This window comes from Massilia sp. UYP34 (genome assembly GCF_056279385.1).
In genome coordinates, this window is the sequence record NZ_JBWBRF010000002.1 from 195,203 (window position 1) to 216,368 (window position 21,166).

A 21,166-nucleotide genomic window follows, 5' to 3' on the forward strand; every position below is an offset into this window, starting at 1 on the left:
CGGAGCACAAGCCGCCGCATGGGAATGCGGCGGCTTTTTTCATGGCCGCTGGCGCGGCTGCGCGCCGACCCCGCAGATGCCGCCTGGCGAGGATGCCATCGGGTCAACGCATTCGCCACCCTGCACATGCACGCGTACGCCTGCCGCAAATGGCGCGACGGCATCGCCAACCGGCGCATTGGTGGAATCAAGATAGCGATCAGCTTGCTTATCATCATGCCAGCCGTAAAATATACGCGTGTGAAATGATTATATTAAATATTATGGAAAATCGACGCATGGCTATAGTTGGAATCAAAAGCCTTCGTGAAAAAGTCTTGTTTTCCTTCGCTAGAGGCGGCGAGGGCGCGATTCGATGATCTCGTCGATGTGAATCTACTGGGAAAGGTAAAACCAACCTCGGCAGTGATAAAAGTTTATTGCTCATGCATGGTTTGATATTGATCACGCCAGACTGATCGCAAAAAAATAGAATTTGAATGTGAATTCATTTTATGCGGAGGGTGGTCATCAAATGGTCATTGAACACACCACCGCTCCTGCGAATTCAGCGACAATTTCAGCCGCGATTTCAGATGATTTCTGGCCAGAAGGAAATCCGCCATTTTCATCCCACCAAGACAAGCACATTGTTTCCAGCCGCTTTTATGAGGGCGCCATTCCAGACTTTGCAGAGGCAGCCCTCGAGCGTCTCTATGCAAACATCTATTGCACCCTGACCCGGATCGGCATTTATGAGCCGCTCGACGGCGTCCACACCTTCGCCGCCGCCGACGAGCATGACATCGTCCTGCTGATCCTGTTCCGGATCGATCGCGACACGGTCCGCATCCTCAACCAGCAGGTCGCCCTGAGCGAGGGCGACCTGGCTTGCTTCGCAGCCAACGTATTTTCCCGCTACCCGGCGGCGAGGCGCATCGAGGGCTACGCACTCGACACGCAGGTCGCTGCGTCCGGATTCGCCTTCCCCATCCAGGTCCGGCCCCAGCTCGAAGAAAACGTGGTCGACCTTCCGCCCAGCGCGGACGCGTATATGCGGCAATTGGGCAAGAGCACCAGGGAGCTGATGCGGCGCAGCATGCGCAAGTGCGCCGCGCAATTTCCTTCGTGTCGTTTCGAGGTGTTGTCGACGCACCAGATCACGCCGCGCCATGTGCGCGAACTGGTCCGCCTGACCGACCAGCGAATGGATGCGCGCAGTGCCGAGCGATACGTCGTCAATGCCGACATCGACCGCATGGCGCGGCTGGCGCGCAGCCACGGCTACCTCGGCCTCATGCTGATCGAAGAAACCATCGTGGCGGCAAGCCTCTGCTTCAAGGTCGGTGCGCGCCACTTCCTGTACCTGGTCGGCCACGACCCACGCTTCGACGCCTTTCGGCCGGGCCGGCAGGTGACCCTGCACGTCATCTTCCATGCCATCACCCTCGGCGGCCGCGAGCTGTGGATGATGGGAGGCCACCACGACTGGAAGTCCCATTTCCTGGCACGCCGCAAGACGCTCAGCAGCGTGACGATCTACCGCTCCCGAGCGGCCGCGCTCGCCTGTTGGCGTCCCTTGTTGCGCAATGCGGCACGCTCCCGGTTGCACGATCTGAAGCTGCTCATGGAGGAGGTGCAGGCGCGGGGCGGTGCGGGCGGCCGGCTCCTGGGCCATTCGCTCGCCGCGCTGCGCCACGCCCGGAAGCGCCTGCGGCGCCTGCGCCTCCGGCTGGCCGGGGAAGCGGGCAAGCCGTGCTTCCGGCGCGATGGGGGCGATACGGATGCCTGACGGGCTGCGGACCACGAGCGTGGGCGCGCTGCGGCCCGGCTTCGTTTCAAGACCACATGGTGGAATAATGAATGATCGACTCGACGATCGACTCGACCTGGCAAGCGGCGCGGCACGGCACGACGCCGTGCTCGTGGGACGCCCCTTTCCGCCGTCGCTGGGCGCCTTGCTCGAGCAGTGCTACGAGAACGTGTTCTGCACGGAGGCGCGCTGCGCGGCGCTCCCGGCCGACGCCGAGGTGGCGTGCTATGTCGCGCAGCGCGACGGCATCCCCGTCATGGGCGTGCTGTATCGTCGCGAGGGGCGCGCGATCACGGTCTTGAGCGAGCAGTTCGCCATCGACGGCGGCGCGCTCGAGCAGATGGTGCGCTGCCTGTTCTCGCGGCACCAGGGCGTCCACCTGATCCATTTCCCGGCCGTGCAGGCGCCGCGCCGGCGTATGCCGTTTCCATGCCAGCGCTACGGCGCCACCGAAGACCTGGTGATCTCGCTGCAGGGCACGCCAGAAACCTATCTCGCCAGCCTTGGGCCGAATACCCGCGTGGCGATCCGGCGCGCCCAGCGAATGCTCGCGCGGCAGGCGCCCGACCTGGCGTTTTCCTTCCATGGCCCCGACACCATCGACCCGGCCGATGTCGCCGCCCTGGTCGAGCTCAACTGCCTGCGCCTGAGGCACAAGGGACAGTCTCCGAGCCACACGGCGGACTCGCTGGCCACGCTGGAGAGCATGCTTGGCGCGTATGGATGCATGCTGCTCGCCCGGAGCGGCGGGCGCATCCGCGCCGGCGTGGCGTGTACCCATGTGGGCCGGCATGCCTACATGCACGTGATCGCGCACGATCCCGAATTCGACCAGGCACGGCTCGGCCTGCTGTGCTGCTTCATGAGCATCTGCGAGTCGATCCGGCGCGGGATGCGCGAGTACCACCTGCTCTCCGGCCGCTATGACTACAAGCGCAGGTTGCTCGGGCAGCTGCGCGACTTCGACCGCATCGTCGTGTACCGCTCGCTGGCCTCGGTCGTGGCGAGCCTGCCGACCTATGCCCGCACCCTGGTGCGCGGGCGGGGGCGCCAGGCAAGGCAGCGCATGTCGTCCTGGAGGCGATCATGGACGTCCTAGATGTCGGCCGCCCCCGGTCCGAACGGGAGCGCAGCAGCCCGCCCGAGCAACTGCCATTGCTGTGGGACGAGGCAGAGACGCCGGCCCCCGTACGCCCGGCGCCAGGCGCGGCGAGCGAGCGCGACGCCGCCATGGAGCGCGAGACGCGGCGCGCCAAGACGGTGCTCCTGACGCTGTTCGGCGTGATCCTGCTGGCTTCCCACTTCCTGTGAAACGACGGCGCACCCATGCCTGGAGCGACAGCCATGAACCATGAAAAGAAAATCGTGATGCTCGGAACCCATGTCGATGGCTGCGGCGGCATCGCCTCGGTCATCGCGGTGTACCGGGCCGCGGGGCTGCTCGCACGGGGCGATATCGTCTACCTTCCGACCCATCGCACCGGGCCGGGGCGGGCCAAGATCCAGCTGTTCGCGCTGGCCCTGCTGGCCCTGCTGCGCCTCCTGGCCAGGGGCGAGGTCGCGCTGCTGCACATCCACGTGGCCATCAACACCAGCTTCTGGCGCAAGTATGTCTTCTTCCTGCTGGGTTACGTGTGCCGCGTGCCGGTCGCGCTGCACCTGCACGCGGGGCGCTACCCGGATTACTACCGCAGCGGGTGCGGCCCGCTGGCCCGCCTGCTGATGCGCTTCGCCTTCGACCGCGCGCAGGCCGTCGTCGTCGTCTCGGGCGCACTGCAGGACTGGGTGCGCTCCGTCTCGTCCCAGCGGCGCGTGGTGGTCCTGCACAACCCGGTGCTGCTGCCGCAACGCCAGGGAGCGGAGGCGGGCGGGCGCGCGCCGGCGACCCTGGTCTTCCTCGGCCATCTCGAGGCAGGAAAGGGCTGCCACGACCTGCTGCACGCGATGCCCGCGATCGTCGCGGCCGTGCCGCAGGCGCGGCTGCTGCTGTGCGGCGACGGGCAGCGCGACGAGGTGCGCGCGCTCGTCGCCGCCCTCGGACTGCAGGCCAGCGTCGACCTGCCCGGCTGGGTCGATGCGCACGCACGCGCGGCCTTGCTCGACGCGGCGACCGTGTTCGTGCTGCCGTCGCACGCCGAAGGCTTGCCGATGAGCTTGCTGGAGGCGATGGCGCATGGCGTCCCGGTCGTCGCCACGGCGGTCGGCGGCATCCCGGACGCGGTGCGCGATGGGGTGGAAGGCGTGCTGGTCGCGCCCGGCGACACCGCGGCGCTCGCCGCCGCGGTGCTCGGTCTGCTGGCCGACCCGGATACCCGCATGCGCCTGGGCGCGGCCGGCCGCGAGCGGGTCCGGACCGAGTTCTCCAGTACGCGAATGATCGCCACGCTCGAGGATCTGTACGAGAAGCTGGCGGCAAACGACGCGCGCCGGCCCGGTAGGCGCGAGCGCTTCGACGAGACAATCGGCTGACCATGCCCGGGACTGGCCAGGGGGAATCCATGAAGATTTGGTTCGATCTATCCAATTCGCCGCACATCAATATGTTCCGCACGATGATCCGCGACCTGCAGCGCTCCCACGAGGTCATCGTCACCAGCCGTCCGCTGGCCAATACCGAAGACCTGCTGCGCATGCACAGCATCGCGCACACGACGGTGGGCGTGCATTATGGCCGCTCCCTGATCGGCAAGACCTGCGGCTTCCCGATCCGCGTCGCGCAGCTGGTGCGCTTCCTGCGCCGGCGTGGCGTCGAGGTGGCGGTGTCGCAAAGCTCTTTTCACTCTCCGGTCGTGGCCCGGCTGCTGGGAATCCGGTCGGTCTACCTGAACGACAACGAGCACGCCGCCGGCAACGTCCCGGCGTTCGCCTGCGCCGACCGGATCATGGTGCCCGAATTCCTGACGGCCCGGAACCTCAGGCGCCAGGGGGCGTCGCTGGCCAAGGTGGAGCGCTATCCCGGCGTGAAGGAGGGCATCTACCTGTGGGAGTATGCGCAGCGCAGCCCGGCACCGGCGCGCGCGCGCGATCCGCAGGCGCCGCCGCGCATCTTCGTCCGTCCCGAGCCCTGGACGGCCCAGTATTACCGGGGGCCGCGCAATTTCCTCGACGATGTCATCGGCGCGCTGCAGCACCGCGCCAGCGTCACCGTGCTGCCGCGCTCGCGCGAGCAGTACCTGCATTATGCCGGCGCTGCGTTCAGGCATTGCCGCACGCTGTCCGGCGTGATCGACATCGAGACCATCGCCGGCGACTGCGACCTGTTCATCGGCGCGGGCGGAACCATGACCCGTGAGATGGCCGTGCTGGGCGTGCCCACCATCTCGGTCTACCAGGACGCGCTGCTCGACGTCGACCGCTACCTGATCGCCGAAGGCGCCTGCGTCCACCTGCCGGCGCTGACCGCGCAAGGCGCCCTCGATTACCTGGCCTCGCGCGAGCGGGCCGGCCCCAACGCTGGCCTCCTCGCCAAGGGGCGCGCCGCCTACGACATGATCAAGCACGAGGTGACCCATGCACACGCCTGACACGCCCCCCATTCGCATCGCCATCGCCGGCCTGGGCAAGATGGGCCTGTCGCACCAGGCCATCGTGGGCGCCCATCCCGACCTGGAGCTGGTCGCCGTCTGCGACCCAGCCACCTGGCTGCTGGACATCATCGGCCGCTACACCAAGGTGGCAACCTACAGCGACTATGCGCGCATGCTCGAGCGCGAGCGGCTCGACGCGGTGCTGGTGGCCACGCCATCGCGGCTGCACGCGCGGATGGTGCGCGCGGCGCTCGAGCACGGCCTCGACGTGTTCTGCGAAAAGCCGTTCTGCCTGGACGTCGAGGAGGGCGCGCGCCTGGTGGCGCTGGCGGCCGCGCGCGGCGCCGTGACCCAGGTCGGCTACCACAACCGCTTCCTGGGCACCTTCGAAGAGGTCCGGCGCCTGCTCGACGTGAACGCGATCGGGCGCGTGCATCATGCGCGCGTCGACTGCTATGGCCCGGTGGTGCTGCGCCCGAAGGGCGCCACCTGGCGCAGCAGCCGCAACGAGGGCGGCGGCTGCCTGTATGACTACGCATGCCACGGAATCGACCTGCTCAACTTCATGGTCGGCCCGCCGACCGGCGTATCGGGCTCGATCCTCAGCAGCGTGTTTTCCGCCTCGGCCGACGACGAGGTGTATGCCAACCTGTCGTATGCCGACGGCAAGACCGCGCAGCTGTCGGCCAACTGGAGCGACGACAGCCACCGCAAGATGTCGACCACGCTCGTGCTGTGGGGCACCAACGGCAAGATCGAGGCCAGCCGCCAGGAGCTGCACATCCACCTGCGCACGCCGGTGGCGGCCCGTCCCGACCTGGCGGCAGGCTGGAATGTCCGCTATACCACCGAGCTGACCAGGCCGGTGTGGTTCTACCTGCGCGGCGAGGAGTACTCGGCGCAGATCGATTATTTCGCCGAATCGGTCCGGCAGCGCCGGGTCGACAGCCACTGCGGCCTGGCCGCGGGGCTGGCCACCGACGTGGTGGCCGACATGATCCGGCGCGACGCCGCCGGCGCGTCCGGCGCCCGCACCGACACCGTCAGCGGCGCCGACCTGGCGGTCGCGCGCGGCGCCCCGGGGCGCTGGGCAAGGCTGCGCGACGCGATTCTGAGCTCGCCCGAGACGATCATGAAGGTATTAAAAGGGAGCCCTTGATGGACCGTATTCTATTTGGAGACAACCAGTTCTTCGGCATCAACCACATGTCGGATGAGCATGCGCGGGCCCAGAGCATGCAGTTCCAGAGCAACGAGGCAATCATGGCCATGCTCGACGGCGTCCTGGAGATAGGCATCGAAGTACTGATGTGCACCACCCACGAGCGGGTCGCAGGGATCTGCGAGACCATCCGCGCGCAGCAGGCACGCTACCGCCGGCTGAAAATCTATCCGTGCATGCCCTACGCGCACAAGTATGCCAACGCGGTGTCCGAACTGGGCATCATCGAGGCGGTCCGCAAGTTCCTGCCGGACGAAGCGCCGCTGACGGCGGCGGTCAAGAGCGGCATCGCGGTGGCGCGGCGCGACGTCGACGCGCTGATCCGGCGTCTCATCGACGCCGAGATGAAGATGTTCACGGCGATCCCGACACCGGTGGTCTTCCTGCAGAACGTGGTCACCGATCTGGCGCTGGGTCTCGGATTCCACGACGCGCTGCGTACCTTCCACGACCATGTGCGCGAGCGCTACGGAGCCGAACCCGGCTTCATCACCATGAACCTGCCCCGGCTGCTCGAGGCGCTCGACGCCGTGGGCATCGCCAACCCGATCGTCTGCGCCAACATCAACAAGATCGGTTTCCGAATGTGCGGCGGCTTGCCGGCCTACGAGGAAGCCGTCGCTTCGCGCCAGTTCCGCGCGGTGGCGATGTCGGTGTTTGCTTCCGGTGCGATCCCGGCCGCCGAAGCGATCGAGTACGTCTGCGGCCAGCCGCGCATCGAATCGATCGTGTTCGGCGCTTCCAGCCTGGGCAAGGTGCGCCATACCAAATACCTGATCGACCATTACACGGCGCTGGGAAGGGGCGAGCCATGCAGCGTGCCGGTACAGTGAAGCCGCTGCGCGTCGGCCTGTTGCTCGAAACCCGCGCGAGCGACGGCTACACGGCCACCCTGTGCGACTGGCTGGCGGAAAACCGCGACCTCGAGCTGGCGCTGGTCCTGGTCCTTGATGGGGCGCCGCCGGGCCGGGCCGGGCGCACGCGCCGTTCCGCGGCCCTCGGGGGGGCGGCGCCGCGCATGCCGTTGTTGCTTGCCGGCGTGACGGCCTTGGAGCGTCAACTGTTGCGCCACTACGAGGCGCACCGCGCGCATCTGGCAGTGGTCGACGTGGCCACCCTGGCCGCGGCGCGCGGGGTGCCGGTGCGCAGCCTGGCGCCGCGCAGGTCCGCGGCGGCCGCGCCGCCCGATCCCGCGCCCGCTGCGCTGCCCGATGGCGCGCCCGCGTCGATCTCCGCCCCGGAGCTGGGCGGCCTGGAGCTGGACCTGCTGGTGTGCTGCGACGGCGCCACCTGCGACGAGCGCCTGGCTGGCGCGGCGCGCCTCGGCGCCATCGGCATCGACTACCGGCGCGACCGGATCGCCGGCGGCGCGCCCATCGGCTTCTGGGAGACCTACCACCGCACGCGCAAGACCGGGTTTGCCATCGTCCGGCTGGGACGGGCAGGGGAGGCGGGACAGGTCCTGGTCGAGGGGGCGTTCCGTACCAAGTATTCGTTCCTGCTCAACCAGGCGCACCTGTTCTGCAAGGCGCATGCCCAGCTGCGCAGGCTGCTGAGCGACGTGGCCGCGACGCGCAAGCTGCCGGCGGTGCGCGATCCGGTCCCGTACTCGGGGTGCTGCCTGGCGCCGCCGGGCGGCCTGCACGCGCTGCGCTATGCGCTCAAGCTGGCCGGGCGGCTCGGCCTGCGCGGCGCGCGGCGCATCCTCGGCATCCGTCACAAGTGGACGCTGTCGGTGACCCGTTCCGGGTGGCGCAACGCCGTCTTGTGGCGCGGGGTGCCGGTGGCGGCGCCGGACGGGCATTTCTGGGCCGATCCCTTCCTGCGGGTCCACGCCGGAAAGATCTATTGCTTCGTCGAAGACTATGTCTATGCCACCAATCGCGCGCATATCTCGGTGCTCGACATCACCAAGTCCGACGTCAAGTGCCTCGGCGTGGCGCTGCGCGAGCCCTTCCACCTGTCGTTTCCGTTCCTGTTCGAATACGCGGGCCACCTTTACATGTGTCCCGAGACCTCCGAGAGCAACCAGATCCGCATCTACAAATGCGACGAGTTCCCGCTGCGCTGGTCGCTCGATTCGGTCGCCATCGACGGCATCTCGGCCGCCGACTCGATGTTCTTCGAGCACCGCGGACGCTGGTGGCTGCTCACCAGCATCGACCGCGCCGGCCTGAACGACCACTGTTCCGAGCTGTGCCTGTTCCATGCGCCCGATCCGCTCGGCGGAGCATGGACGCCGCACCCGATGAACCCGCTCTACATCGATACCGACATGGGGCGCAACGCCGGCCTGATCGTGGACGAAGGCCGCATCTACCGCGCCGCCCAGCGCCAGGGGTTCGACCAGTACGGGGAAGGCCTGGCCCTGTACGAGATCATCGAACTCGACGAGACCAGGTATGCGGAGCGCAAGGTCACCGACATCCGGCACGACTACCTGCAGCGCTCGCTCGGCAGCCACCACATCTCGTCGGACGGCAACGTGACCGTGGTCGATTTCAAGACCCATTGCTTCGCTCCCTGAGGGACTGCGCCGATGAGAACCCGATGAACGATCCGACCTTGCCACCGCAGTCGTCACCGACGTCGCCACCGCCGTCGCCGCCGCTGTCGCCATTACCTGCGGCATCGATTGCGCCGCCCGTCGCGGCCCGGCCCGGCGCGGCGGCGCCCGTGTACCTGGCCTGCCTGGGTGCTGCGCTGGCGGTCGGCATGGCGTGCGAGCTGCTCGGCGGCGTACGCGCCGCCGCCGTCCTCGGCGCCGGCCTCGTGGCCTTGGCCGGCATGCGCGATTTCCGTGTCCTGGCCGTGGCGGCGATTTTCCTGCTGCCCTATGTGTCGACCTTTTTCCTGTCCGAAGGCGTGGCCGGCGTGTCCGGCCAGCGCATCGTCGGGCTGGTGATGCTGCTCGCGCTGGTGTCGGTCGCATGCGGCCATGCGCTCGATCCCTGGCGCATCCGCTATCCCCGCTGGCGGCCCGCTTTCCTCGCCTATGTCGCCCTGTTCGTGTTCGCCGCCTTCAACGGCGCCAGGTCGGCAAGCGCCATCCCGGAATATTTCAGGGTGCTCGAGGTGGTGCGCGAGACGACGCCGCTGGGCTACCTGAGGGTGAGCCTGTTCGCCCCCGCGCTGGTCATTGCCGGCTGTGCGATCGTGGGCCTGCTGGCGGCGAACGTGCGTGATTCGCGCTGGCTGCTGCTGCCGGTGCTGTCGTCGGCGGTGGTGCTGGCGACGCTGGTCTGCCTGTTCGCGCTGCTCGGCGCCAGCGCCGGCGCCGACCTGGCGCAGCAGGAATCGCGCCGCTCGCTGTCGGTGCTGGGCCTGCACGCGAACGAACTCGGCCTGCTGCTGAACATGGCGCTCGCCCTGGCCATCTGCGCCCTCGGGACGGCCGGGTGCGCCACGGCGCGGGCCGCGCTGGCGCTGGCCTGCCTGGTGCTGATGGGGGGCGTCCTGATGACCTTTTCGCGCGGCGCCTTCCTCGGGCTGGGGGTGGTGATCCTGTATGCGCTGGTCTGCGCGCGCGGCCGCAGCTGGCCGCTCTGGATGCTGGTCGCGCTGGCGCTGGTCGCGGCCCTGTCGTCCGATTCGCTGGCGCAGCGGGCGTTGCACGGCATCGGCGGCGGCGACCTTGGCCTGCTCAGCTCGGGCCGCATCGACGCCATCTGGCTGCCGCTCCTGCCGGAAATTCTCGATCGCCCGATCCTGGGCGGCGGCCATGCATCGATCCTGTGGTCGCAGGCGGCGCAGGCACGCACGATCCTGCCGGTGGGGCACCCGCACAGCGCCTACCTGGCCGCGCTGCTCGACGTCGGCATCGTCGGCAGCGTGCTGATCGCGCTGTTCTTCGCCCATGCGTGGCGACTGTTGCGGCGCGCGGCGCGCCAGGCCGCGCAGGCCACCCAGGCTGCACCGGGCGCGCTGGCCGGGTTCTTCAGCGGCGGCGCGGCCTGCATCCTGCTGCTGCTGGTCCAGGGCCTGACCGACGACAGCTTCATGCCGTCTTTTACGAGCGTGTATTTCTGGCTGTGTTACGGCGCGGCGGTCGGGACCCTGGCCCGTGCGCACCGCGTGGCCGCGCAGCCGGTGGCTGCGCCGGGCGTCCCGGCGCGCGGCCGGCCGGCGGCGGGAGCGGCGTCATGAAAGTCTGTTTCGTCGGGATGGACAACCTGCCGGTGCTGGCCGAAGAATTCAATATGCACGGGATCGGCGGCGAGCAGGTCCAGCAGACGCTGCTGGCCCTGGCGCTGGTGCGGCGCGGCTTCGAGGTGAGCATGGTGGTGTACGACTACGGCCAGGCCGACCGCCGCAGCTGGTCGGGCATCGTCACCCACCGCGCGTTCGGCCAGGAGGCCGGACTGCCGCTGCTGCGCTTCGTGTATCCGCGCTGGATCAAGACCTGGCGCGCCCTGCGGCGCGCCGATGCGGACGTGTACTACCTGAGCTGCGCCGGCATGCAGCTCGGGCTGGTCGCGCTGTTCTGCCGCCGTTATGGCCGCAAGCTGGTGTTCCGGGTCGCGCACGACAGCGATTGCGTGCCGGATGCGCTCCTGATCAAGTACCGGCGCGACCGCAAGCTGTACGAATACGGGTTGCGTCGGGCGCACCTGGTGCTGGTCCAGACGCAGCACCAGCGCGACGCCATGCTGCAGAACTACCGGCGCGACAGCACGGTCGCGCGCATGCTGGTGCAGGCGGCGGCGCGGCCGGTGGAACGCGATATCGACGTGCTGTGGGTGAACAACCTGCGCCAGTTCAAGCGTCCCGACCTGCTGCTCGCGCTGGCGCGCCGCCTGCCGCACCTGCGCTTTTGCATGATCGGCGGCGAGCAGCCCGGCGCCGCCGACCTGTATGCCGACATCGCGGCGCAGGCCGCGCTGCTGCCGAACCTGTCGTTCGACGGCCGTGTGCCGTATCACCGGATGGCCGGGCGCTATGCGGCGGCGCGCGTGTTCGTCAATACCTCGGACAGCGAAGGCTTTCCCAACTCGTACCTGCAGGCCTGGATCCACGGCACGCCCACGGTCGCCTTCTTCGATCCGGACTGCGTGATCGCCCGCGAACGACTGGGCCACGCGGCAACGACGCTCGACGACATGGCCACGCAGGTCGCCGCGCTGGCCGCGGGCGGGGCCGACTGGCAGGCGTGCAGCGCGCGCTGCCGCGCCTACATGGAGCGGCATTATGCCGAGCAGGATGTGCTCGGCCCTTATCTGGATGGACTCGAGGAGCTCTGCCATGGAACAAGGAACTGAACGGCCGCTGCATGTGATGTTCCTGGTCGTGTCCGCCAGCGTCGGCGGGGCCGAGACCCATGCGGTCACGCTGGCGCAGGCGCTCGACCGGCGCCGTTTCTCGGTGTCGCTGGTCTACCTGAAGAACGAGGGCGAGATCCCCGGCGCCTTCGACGACGCGCAGTGCCGGGTGTCGGCGTTCTGCCTGAACGCGCGCAACAAGCTCGACCTGGGCGCGGCGCGCCGGCTGGCGCAGTACGCGGCGCAGCGCGAGGTCGACATCGTCGTCTGCGCCAACCCGTATCCGCTGATCTACGCCTGGGCGGTGCGGCTGCTGTCGCGCAAACGCCTGCGCGTGGTCGAGATCCTGCACTCGACCGAGCCGTTCACGCGGCGCGCGTGGCTGCAGATGGTCCTGTACCGTCCCCTGATGTGGATGTCCGACCTGCTGGTCTTCGTCTGCAAGAACCAGCGCTCGTATTGGGAGACCCAGCGGGTCCGGGCGCGCAGTTCGCAGGTGGTGCACAACGGCGTGGACCTCGGCCGCTTCAGGAACGACTTCGGGACGGCGCAGATCAGCGCTTTCCGCCGCCAGCACGGCTTCGCGGGGCACGACTACGTGGTCGGCGTCTGCGGTATCCTGCGCCAGGAAAAGGGGCATCAAGACCTGTTGCGCGCGCTTCACATGGCGCGCACGGCCGGCACCTGCGCCAAGTGCCTGATGATCGGGGATGGGCCGATGCGACCGGCGATCGAGTCCACCATCGACAGCCTGTGCCTGACCGGGGACGTGGCGATCACGGGCGTGCTGGCCGACGTGCGGCTCGCCATCGCCTCGTGCGACGTCATCGTGGTGCCCTCGCACAACGAGACATTCTCGATCGCGGCGCTCGAGGCCATGGCCATGGGCAAGCCCCTGATCATGGCCGATGTGGGCGGCGCCTCGGAGCAGGTCGAGCACTTGGGCAACGGCTACCTGTATCCCAAGGCCGACGTGGCGGCGCTGTCCGACCGCATCCTGCGCATGGCCGATCCCGGCTGCCGGAGCAGGTTCGGCGCCGCCAGCCTGCGCAAGGTGATCCGCGAATTCTCGCTCACGCGGATGGTGGACGCCTACGTGCGTGAACTGATCGACCTGGCGCGCCACTGACATGGGGCGCGCCGGCTCCGCCATGGGAGTGAGCCGGTCGGCGGCGTTCCTGACCGCCGGCGGCATGGCCGAGTTCGCCTTGCAGTTCCTGATGCCCGTGATCCTGGTGCGCCAGCTCGACTTCGATGCCTTCGGCCAGTACCGCTTCCTGACCCTGATGCTGGGCACGGCGCTGGCGCTGGCGCCGGCGTTCATGCCGCAGGCGCTGTACTACTTCCTCCCGCGGGCCGACGGCCGGCAACTGACGGTGATCGGCAACGCGCTCGCCTATCTGGCCTGCATGGGCCTGGTCGTGGCCCTGCTCGCGAGTCCGGCCAGCCCGCTCGCGGGCGATCTGCTGCGCGCGCTGCATGGGGCGACGCACGGCCTGTCGGCGCTGTACCTCGGCCTGTCGGTGCTGCTGTCGATCACGACCACGCTGGCGATCGCCGAGGGGCGTATCCTGTGGCATTGCAGCACCGAGCTGGCGCTGGCCCTGCTGCGCACCGCGCTGGTGGCGCTGGCCGCGATCCTGTCGCACGACATCGCCTGGGTGCTGGCGGCGCTGGTGCTCGATGCCACGCTGCGCCTGGCGGTGCTGGCGGCCTATTTCCTGACGCGGCCCGGCGGCGCGCGCCTGCGCTGCGAGCCGGCCAGCCTGCTGGCGCAATGGCGTTACGCACTGCCGTTCGCCGCGGGCGGCAGCCTGTTCGCCATGCGGGCCCAGGCCGACGGCTGGATCGCCGCATCGGTCATGCCGGCGCACCTGTTCGCCGCGTTCTCCATCGGCGCCGTGGTGCTGCCGGTCGCCACCCTGATCCGCCAGCCGATCAACAGCGCCATGCTGCCGCACCTGAACCGCGCCGTCGCCGCGGGCGCCCGCGCCGACGTGCATGCGCTGCTGCTCAAGGGGAGCGGGGCGGCGACGCTGCTGCTCGCGCCGCTGGCCGGTGCGCTGTTCCTGCTGGCGCCCGAGATCGTGGCGCTGGTGTACACCGAACGCTATCTGGCGGCGGTCCCGGTGATGCGCCTGTACCTGGTGCTGGTCGCGCTGCAGTCGGTGGCGATCGGCTTCGCGATGCCGGCGCTCGACATGGGCCGGCTGGCGCTGCGGATCAATCTCGCAGGACTGGCGCTGTCCGCCACCCTGAGCCTGGCCGGCGTGCACTGGTTCGGCCTGGCCGGGGCGGCGCTCGGCAGCGTGGCCGCCTTCCTGCTGTGCGAACTGGCCAACGCGCGCGCGGTGGGGAAGGTGCTGGGCCGGCCATGGCGCGCGATGTGTCCGGTGCGGCTGGCGCGGCTGGTGCTGGGCGCCTGCGTGGCGGGAATCCTGCTGGCCGAATGGTCCGCGCCGGCGTTCGGCGCCGACCCGTGGCGCTCCCTCGGGGGCAAGCTGGGCGTGTATGGCGCCACGGCGCTGGCGCTGTTCGCCGCGTGTGGCGGCCTGGGAGAGCTGCGCCGCCTGCGCGCGCCGTTCGCCGTATCCGGCGTGGCGCCGGTCGTGGCGCAGCCGCCATCGGCCTGACTGCCGCCATGTCCCCGGACGCTGAAGAAGCGGAAAGCCGCTGCAGCATCGGTGGGGGAACGCGCATCGAGCACCGCTGCCGCTTGCTGAGGTACCGATCGCCTTGATTTAGCTCAGCAAGTGAAGTGTTTATCGCGTTAGGGTAGTGATTGCAGGGTTGCCTTCACGCGCCAGGTCATTCAAATCGTTGCACAGCGGTGCGCTGTGCCGGTCCAACCGAGGGAACAGCATGGGCAAGAACGAGATCCTGACACCCGAAGTCACGCCGTTGGACAGGTTCGATCCCGGGCCCGCGCTGGCCCCGTTCAGGCTGGCCGAGCATGTCGGGGTGCTGGTGCGCCACCGGCTGTTCATCGCGCTGGTGACGCTCTCGGTGGCGGCGCTGGGCGTCCTCTATGCGCTGGCGCGGCCACCGTCCTATACCGCCAACCTGCTCATCCACGTGACCGACATGCGCTCGTCCGAACCGCGCACCCTGCTGGGCGACACCACGCCGGGCATGGCGTACAAGCGCGCCATGTCCGAAGCCGAATTGTTGCGCTCGCGCTCGGTCATCGGGGCCGCCGCGACGCGCCTGCGGCTGGACCTGGTGGCCGAGCCGCGCCGGTTTCCGCTGGTCGGCGCGGCGCTGGCGCGCTGGAATGCGGGCCGCGGCGCGGCGCCGGCGCCCTACGGCGGCTATGCCTGGGGCGGCGAACGCATCCGGGTGGGCGAGCTGTCGGTACCCCCGGAACTTCTCGACCAGCCGTTCCATGTCACGCGCCTCGACGGCGAGCGCTACAGCCTGCACGCCGCGGACGGCCGCCCCGTTGGCGTCGGCCGGGTCGGCGAACCCCTGCTGGCGGCGCTCGACGGCGCCAGCGTGCGCCTGACGATCGACGCAATGGAGGGCGCGCCGGGCACCGCCTACCTGGTGGCGCGGCGCCCGGTCCCGGCCGTCATCGAAGAGATCGGCGACGCGCTGAACGTTGCCGAGCTCGGCAAGGACACAGGCGTCCTCAGCGTGAGGCTCGAAGGCGCCGAGCCGCGCCGCGTCACGGCCGTCCTCAACGAGATCGGCAACGTCTACATGGAGCATGTCCGTCTCCAGAAAGCGAACGAGTCGACCGGCTCGATGGAGGTGCTGCGCGCGCGCCTTCCCGCGCTGCGCGAGCGCCTCGCCGCGGCCGAGGAGCGTTACGAATCCTACCGCCGCCAGCACGGCGCCGCGGACGTCGTCGAAGATACGCGCCTGGCGCTGGGCCGCCTGTCGGCGACCCGCGAGCAGCTGTCCCAGCTGCAACGCAGGCGCGCCGAACTCGGCGTGCGCTACGGGGACCGGCATCCAGAGCTGCTGGCGCTGGAACAGCAGCTCGAAGGGGCGCGCCGGGAGATCGCCGGCCTCGAGGCAGAGACCGGGCGCCTGCCCGCCGTGGCGACCGAGCTCGAGCGGCTGGCGCGCGACCTGAAGGCCGAGACCGACCTGTATAACGCGGTGCTGCGGCGGCTGGAGGAACTCGACGTCGACGCCGGAGACCGCTCCAGCAACGTCAGGATCGTCGACGAGGCGGTCGTCCCGGCCAGGCCGACCGGTTCGCGCAAAGCGATCGTCGCACTCTCCGTCGTGCTCGGCCTGTGCTTCGGCATCGGCGGGGCCTTCTTCCTGACCTTGCGCGAACGGCTGCGCCAGCCTTCCCGGGGGGAGGCATGAAGCGGGTCATGCGTATCGGGATCGTCCTGCTGGCCGCTGCCGCGTGGTGCCTCTTCCGCATCGCCCTCGTGCTCCTGGGGATCCTGCTGTACCTGTTGCTGTTGCCAGGCGTGATCGCCATGAAGCGCGGCTATCCCCATACCGACCGGGTATTCCTGTGGTGCGCGCTGCTCGGCTGGACCGGAGCGGCCTGGATCGTGGCCCTGGTCTTCGTCCTGACGCGGCGCACGAGCGCCCTGCGTCGCTACGCGCTGCCTCCCGGCTGAGCGACGCCATTCCCGATACGTACAGGGGTTGTGACGGCGGCGTGGCGGTGGTCCCGCACCGATAACCGCCTGTCAGTGCGCCATGACCAGCGGTGACCCGCGCCGTCGTTCGGACCGCCGCGCCGGTTGCGCGTACCATGGCCGTGCCCCGGTCACGCCCCCGCGGGCATTCAACCATCACGATACCGGCGGCATGCGCGTCGCAGTCGGCCGCGCGCCATTGCGGCGCCTGGCGGCGACCGCCAATCGTGACAATGTGTGAGCTTTGTACCCACCCTGGTGTGGCAAAATCCTCGTTGCCCAAAGGTAACTCCATGCGGGAGATGTCGCCACATTGTTGCAAAACTGCTGTGTGAGCCTGTCAGACAGTTCCTACAAGGAAACTGAGCGTTTATAATCGGATCAGTTTTCCCGGGCGTCCCATGGACGCGTCATTCCCCCATTGTTGGCAGTTTTATGTTCGAGAACGAGGTCGCTTTCTCCATCGCGCGTCATGCCGCATGGGCTCCCGGCGTGACGACACGAGAGGGATGGGCCGCATGGGCGGAGGAACCCTGGGCGCTGGCGCCGGGCGACGAGCCGAAGCTCGCCGCGATGCCCGCCATGTTGCGCCGCCGCGCCGGCCTGCCGGGACGCATGGCGCTCGAAGTGGCCTACGAGGTCGCCGGCCAGGACCTCGACATTCCCACCGTATTCTGCTCGCGTCACGGCGAGGTCGCGCGTTCGGTCGACCTGCTGCGCGCGCTGGCGCGCAAGGAGCCGCTGTCGCCCACCGCATTCGGCCTGGCCGTGCACAACGCCAGCGCCGGGCTGTTCTCGATCGCCCGCGCCGACCGCGCCAATCACGTGGCCCTGGCCGCCGGCAGCGCCACGCTCGAACATGCCGTGATCGAGGCCTGCGGCCAGCTTGCCGACGGCGCGCCGATGGTCTTGCTGGTGGCGTGCGACATGCCGCTGCCGGACCCGCTCGCCCCATTCGAGGACTGCCACGAGCAGCCGTTCGCGTTCGCCTGGGCGATGGTGCCGGCCGGCGCATCGGCGTTGCGGCTGTCCTGGTGCGCGCATGCCGGCCAGTCCAGCCAGCGCATGCCGGGCGGCCTGGAGGTGCTGCGCTTCCAGCTCGGCGGCGGCGCGCCATTGGTGCGCGAGGCGCAAGGCAGGCGCTGGACATGGAGACGCGATGCTGCCTGATGCCGGCCGCGCCTGGCGGGTGTTCGCCACCGGACTGAGTTTCGCGCTGTTCGGGGTGGGCGGCATGCTGCTGCGGATCGCGGTGTTCCCATCGCTGTCGCTGTTCGTGCGCGCGCCCGCCGTACGCCGCCGCGCGGCGCGCGCGGTCGTGCGCCTGAGCTTTCGCGCCTTCGTCGGCATCATGCGCACGCTCGGGGTGTTGCGCTACCAGGTGCACGGCCTCGACAAGCTCGATCGCGATGGCCAGCTGATCCTGGCGAACCACCCGACCCTCATCGATACCGTCTTCTTGATCGCCTTCGTGCGCAACGCCGATTGCATCGTCAAGGGAACGCTGTCGAACAACCCCTTCATGCGCGGGCCGATCCGCGCCGCCGGCTATATCTGCAACGACCGCGGGCCGGAGCTGGTCGAGGATTGCATCGCCTCGCTACGCGCGGGCGGCAATCTGATCATCTTTCCCGAAGGGACGCGCACGCCGCCGGGCGGCGCCGCAACGCTCAAGCGTGGGGCCGCCAATGTCGCCGTGCGCGGCAGGCGCGCGGTCACGCCGGTCGTGATCCGGTGCGACCCGCCGACCCTTGGAAAGGGCGACAAATGGTGGCACGTGCCGCCGCGCCAGGCGCAGTTCCATATCGAGGTCAAGGACGACATCGCCGTCGACGTGTTTCTGGCCAACGATGTGCCCGAAGTGGTCGCGGCGCGGCGCCTGACCGATTACCTGCAACAGTTTTTCATGAAAGAAGGCCAGCAACATGCTTGAACAGGAAGTGAAGGAACTGATCATCGACGTTCTCCAGCTCGAGGACATCTCGCCCGAGGATATCGACAGCGAGGCGCCGCTGTTCGTCGAGGGGCTGGGACTCGATTCGATCGACGCCCTGGAAATCGGCGTGGCGCTGCAGAAGCGCTACGGCATCACCCTGGCGGCCGAATCGCAAGAGACGCGCCGTCATTTCGCTTCGGTGCGTGCGCTGGCAGCGATGATCGAAGCCAACCGGAAGAAGTAGGAGAACCCCATGGTACGTATCGAAGACATGAACCGCGATGAACTGTTCGTCTGGGTCGCCGACCTGCTGGCCGACATGTTCGAACTGGACCGCGATGCACTGACTCCCACGTCGAACCTGTATTCCGACCTGGACATCGACAGCATCGACGCGGTGGACCTGGCGGTCAAGCTCAAGCAAATGACCGGCAAGCGCCTGCAGCCCGAAGTGTTCAAGACTATCCGCACCATCGAAGACGTCGTGACCGCCCTGGTCGGCCTGGGCGAGGCGCAGGCGCAGGCGCCGGCCGAAGTACAGGCGGCCTGAGAAGCGTGATCTGGAATGTCCTGACGGCGGCGTTGACGCTGGTGTATCCGCTGGCCATCTGGTGGGGGCATGGCAGCGTCGAGCCGCGCTTTCTGGCGGGACTGCTGTTGCTGACGATCGCCACGCGCCTGCCCACGCTCAAGCTGAGCCTTGCGGCGCGCTGGAGCGTGGCGGGAGGGCTGGCCCTGGCGGCGGCGGCGGTCGCGTCGAATGCCGTGCTGCCGCTGAAGCTGTATCCGGTGCTGGTCAACGGCGTCATGCTGGCGGCGTTCGGCTACAGCCTGCTGGCCGGGCCATCCATGGTCGAGCGCCTGGCGCGACTGCGCGAGCCCGACCTGCCGCCGGCCGCGGTGGCCTATACCCGGCGCGTGACCCAGGCCTGGTGCGTGTTCTTCGTATTCAATGGGGCCGCGGCGCTCGGCACGGCCCTGTTCGCGTCCGACGCGCTCTGGTCGCTGTATAACGGCGTAATCGCCTACCTCCTGATGGGCGCGATGTTCGGCGGCGAATATCTGCTGCGCCTGCGCTTCAAGCGTGTGCATCATGCGTGATCTGTTTCAGCGTCTCTGGAGCCGCCCCGAAGAGACGGTCGCGGGCTGGCGCGACGGCGTCGCCGTGACGCACGGCGCCTGGCTGGCGCGCACGCGCGCATGGGCCGCCCTCGCGCTTCGCGTCGAGGGCGACCGCGTCGCGCTGTACCACGACGACAGCCTCGAATTCGCGGCGGCCCTGATCGGCGCCTGGGTGGCGCGCAAGACCGTGTGGCTGGTGGCGGACACCTTGCCCGCCAGTTGCGCGGCGCTCGGCGGCCAGGTCGACGCCTTCTGGGGCCAATTCCCGGCGCAGACCGGGCCGGCCGGGCCCGGCCCCGGGGACGACTGGCGCGGTGAATGGTCGACGCCGGCGCCGGACTTTCCCGCGCTCGTGGTGTACACCTCGGGCAGCACCGGCGCGCCGACGCCGATCGCCAAGCGCTTCTCGCAACTGGGCGCCGAGGTGGCTGCCCTGGAGCGCCAGTTCGGCGCCGCGCTCGGTGCGGCTGACGTGATCGCGACGGTGTCGCACCAGCACATCTACGGACTGCTGTTTCGCATCCTGTGGCCATTGGCCGAAGGACGCGCCATCCACGCCGCGCGGCACGAGTTTCCCGAAACCCTGGCGCCAGCGCTGGGCGTGCGCCCCTGCATCCTGCTGGGCAGCCCGGCCCACCTGAAACGCTTGCCGGTTCACCTGGACTGGCGCGGCGCCGCGTGCATGCTGCGCGCCGTGTTCTCGTCGGGCGGCATGCTGGAGCAGGGCGCATCAAAGCACGCGGCCGGCCTGCTCGGACAGGCGCCGACCGAAATCTACGGCAGTTCGGAAAGCGGCGGCGTGGCCTGGCGCCGGCGCACAACGGGCGAAACGGGCGAAACGGGCGAAACGGGCGAAGCATGGACGCCGTTGCCGGAAGTGCGCTGGAGGCTCGATGAGGCCGGCGCGCTCGAGGTGGCGTCGCCATTTGCCGGCCCCGACGGCTGGCTCGCGCTTGCCGACCGCGCCGAGGACGCCGGCGCCGGTCGTTTCATGCTGCGCGGCCGGAACGACCGGATCGTCAAGATCGAAGAAAAGCGGATTTCGCTGGACGCGCTGGAGCGCGCCCTGGTCGCCACGGGACTGGCGCGCGAGGCGCGGGTGCTGGGCGTGCCGGATGCGGCGCGCCAGACGCTGGCCGCCTTCGTGCTGCCGAGCGCCGAGGGGCGCGCGCTGCTCGACGGCGCGGGCAAGGCGGCGCTCAACGCGCGCCTGCGCGCCGCCCTGGCGGGCCTGGTCGACGCGGTGGCGTTGCCGCGCCGCTGGCGCTATCTCGACGAATGGCCGGTGAACGCCCAGGGCAAGACCCCGCTGGCGCAGCTGCTGGCGCTGCTGGACGAACGGCGGCCGCAGCGCCCCCGCCTGCCCGCGGCAAGGCTGCTGGAAGCCGGCCCGGCGCGGGTCCTGCTGGAGCTGGTCGTGCCGGCCGACCTGCTGTACTTCGACGGCCACTTCAGCGTGGCGCCGGTGCTGCCGGGCGTGGTGCAGGTGGACTGGGCGATCCATTACGGCCGCGAACAGCTGGCCCCGGCCGGCGCGTTCAGGGGCATCAATGCGCTCAAGTTCCAGCAGATGATCCGGCCCGGCCATCCGGTGTTGCTCGAACTGTTGCACGACCGGGCCAAGGGCAGCCTGAATTTCCGTTATTTCTCGGACGCCGGCGCCCATGCCAGCGGCCGCATCCTGTTGGAAAGCTGAACA

The 21,166-nt window shown here is 69.1% G+C and carries 21 protein-coding genes; all 21 read left to right on the forward strand.

Annotation, left to right across the window (positions count from 1 at the left end; all coding sequences use genetic code 11):
• Positions 1-18: 18 nt before the first annotated feature.
• A complete protein-coding gene (locus ACZ9AQ_RS04245; protein WP_429202571.1) occupies positions 19-249 on the forward strand; it encodes a hypothetical protein in 231 nt (76 codons plus the stop codon).
• A 265-nt stretch (positions 250-514) separates the two neighbouring features.
• The gene (locus ACZ9AQ_RS04250; protein ID WP_476108116.1) at positions 515-1,771 is read left to right on the forward strand and encodes a GNAT family N-acetyltransferase; all 1,257 of its coding nucleotides are present in this window, start codon (positions 515-517) and stop codon (positions 1,769-1,771) included.
• A gap of 67 nt (positions 1,772-1,838) precedes the next feature.
• Positions 1,839-2,891: a GNAT family N-acetyltransferase gene (locus ACZ9AQ_RS04255; protein WP_429202568.1), complete on the forward strand. Its 1,053-nt coding sequence runs from the start codon at positions 1,839-1,841 to the stop codon at positions 2,889-2,891.
• Positions 2,879-3,103, forward strand: coding sequence for a hypothetical protein (locus tag ACZ9AQ_RS04260; protein ID WP_429202566.1), 225 nt, complete (start codon positions 2,879-2,881; stop codon positions 3,101-3,103). The genes ACZ9AQ_RS04255 and ACZ9AQ_RS04260 overlap by 13 nt, the downstream gene beginning before the upstream one ends.
• Positions 3,104-3,136: 33 nt before the next feature.
• Entirely contained in the window at positions 3,137-4,261 is a 1,125-nt protein-coding gene (locus ACZ9AQ_RS04265; RefSeq protein WP_429202564.1) for a glycosyltransferase family 4 protein, read from the forward strand.
• Between the two features lie 29 nt (positions 4,262-4,290).
• On the forward strand, positions 4,291-5,316 hold the full coding sequence (locus ACZ9AQ_RS04270) for a DUF354 domain-containing protein (RefSeq protein ID WP_429202562.1): 1,026 nt from the start codon (positions 4,291-4,293) through the stop codon (positions 5,314-5,316).
• Positions 5,303-6,478: a Gfo/Idh/MocA family protein gene (locus tag ACZ9AQ_RS04275; RefSeq protein ID WP_429202561.1), complete on the forward strand. Its 1,176-nt coding sequence runs from the start codon at positions 5,303-5,305 to the stop codon at positions 6,476-6,478. The genes ACZ9AQ_RS04270 and ACZ9AQ_RS04275 overlap by 14 nt, the downstream gene beginning before the upstream one ends.
• Positions 6,478-7,374, forward strand: a complete 897-nt coding sequence (locus ACZ9AQ_RS04280; RefSeq protein ID WP_429202559.1) for a hypothetical protein — start codon at positions 6,478-6,480, stop codon at positions 7,372-7,374. Before ACZ9AQ_RS04275 ends, ACZ9AQ_RS04280 begins: the two co-directional genes overlap by 1 nt.
• Positions 7,353-9,068 (forward strand): glucosamine inositolphosphorylceramide transferase family protein, encoded by a 1,716-nt coding sequence (locus tag ACZ9AQ_RS04285; protein ID WP_429202557.1) that lies wholly within the window; start codon positions 7,353-7,355, stop codon positions 9,066-9,068. The genes ACZ9AQ_RS04280 and ACZ9AQ_RS04285 overlap by 22 nt, the downstream gene beginning before the upstream one ends.
• 23 nt (positions 9,069-9,091) lie before the next feature.
• The gene (locus ACZ9AQ_RS04290) at positions 9,092-10,687 is read left to right on the forward strand and encodes an O-antigen ligase family protein (RefSeq protein ID WP_429202555.1); all 1,596 of its coding nucleotides are present in this window, start codon (positions 9,092-9,094) and stop codon (positions 10,685-10,687) included.
• Entirely contained in the window at positions 10,684-11,799 is a 1,116-nt protein-coding gene (locus tag ACZ9AQ_RS04295) for a glycosyltransferase family 4 protein (RefSeq protein ID WP_429202553.1), read from the forward strand. The genes ACZ9AQ_RS04290 and ACZ9AQ_RS04295 overlap by 4 nt, the downstream gene beginning before the upstream one ends.
• Positions 11,783-12,928 (forward strand): glycosyltransferase, encoded by a 1,146-nt coding sequence (locus ACZ9AQ_RS04300; RefSeq protein WP_429202551.1) that lies wholly within the window; start codon positions 11,783-11,785, stop codon positions 12,926-12,928. The genes ACZ9AQ_RS04295 and ACZ9AQ_RS04300 overlap by 17 nt, the downstream gene beginning before the upstream one ends.
• A gap of 22 nt (positions 12,929-12,950) precedes the next feature.
• Entirely contained in the window at positions 12,951-14,432 is a 1,482-nt protein-coding gene (locus ACZ9AQ_RS04305; RefSeq protein WP_429202550.1) for a lipopolysaccharide biosynthesis protein, read from the forward strand.
• Positions 14,433-14,661: 229 nt separating this feature from the next.
• Positions 14,662-16,122 (forward strand): GNVR domain-containing protein, encoded by a 1,461-nt coding sequence (locus ACZ9AQ_RS04310; protein ID WP_429202548.1) that lies wholly within the window; start codon positions 14,662-14,664, stop codon positions 16,120-16,122.
• A gap of 8 nt (positions 16,123-16,130) precedes the next feature.
• Positions 16,131-16,388, forward strand: a complete 258-nt coding sequence (locus tag ACZ9AQ_RS04315) for a superinfection immunity protein (RefSeq protein WP_429202547.1) — start codon at positions 16,131-16,133, stop codon at positions 16,386-16,388.
• A 456-nt stretch (positions 16,389-16,844) separates the two neighbouring features.
• Positions 16,845-17,579: a beta-ketoacyl synthase chain length factor gene (locus ACZ9AQ_RS04320; protein ID WP_429202545.1), complete on the forward strand. Its 735-nt coding sequence runs from the start codon at positions 16,845-16,847 to the stop codon at positions 17,577-17,579.
• The gene (locus ACZ9AQ_RS04325) at positions 17,569-18,342 is read left to right on the forward strand and encodes a lysophospholipid acyltransferase family protein (protein WP_429202543.1); all 774 of its coding nucleotides are present in this window, start codon (positions 17,569-17,571) and stop codon (positions 18,340-18,342) included. The genes ACZ9AQ_RS04320 and ACZ9AQ_RS04325 overlap by 11 nt, the downstream gene beginning before the upstream one ends.
• Positions 18,335-18,589 (forward strand): phosphopantetheine-binding protein, encoded by a 255-nt coding sequence (locus tag ACZ9AQ_RS04330; RefSeq protein WP_429202541.1) that lies wholly within the window; start codon positions 18,335-18,337, stop codon positions 18,587-18,589. Before ACZ9AQ_RS04325 ends, ACZ9AQ_RS04330 begins: the two co-directional genes overlap by 8 nt.
• Positions 18,590-18,598: 9 nt before the next feature.
• Complete coding sequence (locus tag ACZ9AQ_RS04335; protein WP_429202539.1) at positions 18,599-18,895, forward strand: acyl carrier protein; 297 nt, start codon at positions 18,599-18,601, stop codon at positions 18,893-18,895.
• A gap of 5 nt (positions 18,896-18,900) precedes the next feature.
• Complete coding sequence (locus ACZ9AQ_RS04340; protein WP_429202537.1) at positions 18,901-19,446, forward strand: COG4648 family protein; 546 nt, start codon at positions 18,901-18,903, stop codon at positions 19,444-19,446.
• Positions 19,439-21,163, forward strand: coding sequence for an ApeI family dehydratase (locus ACZ9AQ_RS04345; protein ID WP_429202535.1), 1,725 nt, complete (start codon positions 19,439-19,441; stop codon positions 21,161-21,163). Before ACZ9AQ_RS04340 ends, ACZ9AQ_RS04345 begins: the two co-directional genes overlap by 8 nt.
• The last annotated feature ends 3 nt before the right edge of the window (positions 21,164-21,166 follow it).